Origin of the sequence: Paenarthrobacter sp. NPDC090520 (assembly GCF_044769205.1) — a bacterium.
GTDB lineage: Bacteria > Actinomycetota > Actinomycetes > Actinomycetales > Micrococcaceae > Arthrobacter.
The window spans coordinates 1-2568 of sequence record NZ_JBIVXM010000049.1 but is presented as its reverse complement, the minus strand read 5'-3'; the positions used below and the strand labels follow the sequence as shown (position 1 = coordinate 2568).

Below are 2568 nucleotides of genomic sequence, written 5' to 3'. Positions count from 1 at the left end.
CCGGGCGGCTTTGCTGGAGAGGCGGTCGGTGGGGCGTGTTCCGCTGCTGGTGCGGGCGATGCAGAGGTTTCCGCGGCACCGGATGTGTCTGGCCCGGTGTGTGAGCCGCCGGGTGGTTCCGGATGGGTGTGCGGGACGCTGACGGGGTCAGTGGTGGTGGGGTTGAAGCGTTGGTTCAGGCGGGCCCTGTCGATGGGGTCGGGGTTGGGTCCGGTTTCGGGGGCGGGGGTGTTCCTGGCCTGGTTCTTGATGTCGTCGGTCCAGCGGCCTTGGGACGGTGTCCGGGTTGTGGGGGTTGGGTCGGGTGCGGGGTTGGTGTGGTGTTGGTTGAGCCAGCGGTTTACCGGACCAGGACCTGTCGGCTTTGGCAGTGCTGTTGTTCCCGCGGGGACGCCTGCGGTGGCTGGGGAGGGGTTGGTGTAGTCCTCGATGGTTCTACCTACGGTGGTCAGGAATTCCTGGATGCGGGCGATGCCCGTGTCGAGGTTCTTCGCCCATTCGGCGGCCGTGGCGGACCCGAGCACGGCGCTGGATTTAGTCGCCGTGGTCCCGAGCACGGCCGCGGCTTCCTCCGGCACGGCCGTTCCCGCCGCACCGACACCGGCCTCGGTGATCGAGGTTGTTTTGGTGATTGTGGTGGGTAGGCCACGGAGCCGATTGGTGAGGGCCGTGATGCGGGCCTCGAGGGTGAGGCCGCCACCGGCGCCACCGGTGGCTGCGGTGGCCAGGTCGAAGGTGGTTTGCCCGCCGGCACGCCAGTAATCGGTGGCCCATTCATCGGCGTGCACGGTCTCCCGGATCGCGGCGGCGGCGGTCAGGAGCGCTTCGATATCGCCCTCGTCCATGTCCGTGAAGCCCCGGTCGATCACGGCCTTGGACCGGAACACCGCAGCACCCAACGCCCCGATACCTTGCCAGGCCTGGGCTTGCTGGGTTTTGTCTTTCGTTCCGAACAGCGTGTACAGGCCCTGGACGGCGCCGACGGCGGCGGTCCCGAAACCCTGCACCGCGGACAGGCGGCCCTCGTGCCGGATCGACACCGCCGGCCCCCACGGCAGGTCAGGGACCGCCGCGTCGGTACCCAACTGGTGCTGCACCCAACTGAACCCGTTCGCGACCTGGTCCGTGGAGGCGAACACGCTCCGCCGCGGAACCTCCACCGAGGTGTACCGGTGCCCGTGCGTCAGGGCGGAGAGTTCGTTGGCGCATTGGGTGTCCGAGTCCAGGATCTGCTGGGCCAGCCCGGACGCGGCGGACATGAGCCGCTGATGGGTGTCCACAACCTGGGCCTTCGTGTGCCAGTCATCGTTGGCCAGGATCACCGCGTCCAACGCCTGCACCTCAGCCCGTAAACCGGTGATGCGGCGCTTGAAGTCCCTCGCCCGGTCCGCGTATCCGTACAGGGCCCGGGCCGCGGCACCGGTCAGGTCCTTCACCCGCGCCGCTTTGGCCAGGGCCGGGGTGAACGCGCCGAACACTTGTTCGGCTTCCGGGGTCCGGTAGAACGCCCGGAGACCGGCCCAGTTCCGGGCCGCGTCCTGCACCCCGTGATGGAACCCGACCCCGGCAACGATCATCGACTGGACCTGGGCGTCCAACACCTCAGGATCCGGCAACGGCGGCAACGCCTCCAGGTTGATCCCCGACCCACCACCACCGGACGGGACACACACCTGCGTGAAATCCCCACTCATTCACAAACTCCCGTCAAGCCAAAGGAGGCGTCGCAGCTCATGGCAGCTTCCACCGCGGACCACCGCCGGTGCCGGGTTCGCTGACGCGGCCCGGCCCGGGGAACAGCGACCCGCCCCCAGCCGAACCACCCGACGAGTGCTGGGTGCCGGCGTCGCGGAACGGCCACCCGACACCGGCACTAGCAGGGTCGGTGCCTGGTTCGATGCCTTGCGCGGCCGCCAGGCCGGTGCCCAGGGCCGGGCCGGTCCCGGCGGCGATCAGGGCGCTCTTTTCCGCGATGGTGGCCATGGCCTGGTCTCCGGCCACGTAATGCCCCACCGCCTCCGTCGTCCCGGACAAGGCCGCGCCCGCGGAGAGCACAGCCCCGGTGAGGTCAGGGCCCAGCCCGTCCTCGGCCACCCCGCCCAACGCCTGCACCACCACCGTCGAGGGGACCGCACCGGCAACCCCCTCCAGCGCGGCACCGAGGCTCTTGACCGGGGTCTGCAACCCCGTCACGGCCTTCGAGGCCGCGGCCAGCACCCCGTGGGTGCCGGGCACGTCAATATCCCACACAGCCATCCCAGAAACCGCGGACCCGGTGGATCAGCCGATGCCCTGCACGGCGTTCCGTGCAGCCGACACAGCCGTAGTGGCCGTGTCGTCGGTTTGGGCAAGGGTGGAGCGGACCAGCGCGACGATGGCCCGTACTTCGGAGGCGGCGGAGGTCCACCGGTTCTCGACTGCCTGGTATTCGGCGTCGACGCCGTCGGCGCGGAAGTCGGCCATGGCGTGGTTGACGTCCTGCTGCCGGGCGGTGATGAGGTTCTCCAACTGCGCAGCCAGGGCTTGGATGTCGGATTGGACCTGGGCGGAGACGTTCGTGTCGTAGGC

The 2568-nt window shown here is 69.5% G+C and carries 2 protein-coding genes and 1 pseudogene; all 3 read right to left on the bottom strand.

The features are described 5' to 3' along the window. A pseudogene (locus ACIQTZ_RS23970) lies at positions 1 to 1694 on the bottom strand (hypothetical protein); the annotation flags it as partial. 37 nt (positions 1695 to 1731) lie between these two features. Then, a complete protein-coding gene (locus ACIQTZ_RS23965) occupies positions 1732 to 2256 on the bottom strand; it encodes a DUF6507 family protein (protein ID WP_402984830.1) in 525 nt (174 codons plus the stop codon). A gap of 24 nt (positions 2257 to 2280) precedes the next feature. Beyond that, on the bottom strand, positions 2281 to 2568 hold a 288-nt coding region (locus tag ACIQTZ_RS23960; RefSeq protein ID WP_402984828.1), incomplete at its 5' end, for a pore-forming ESAT-6 family protein.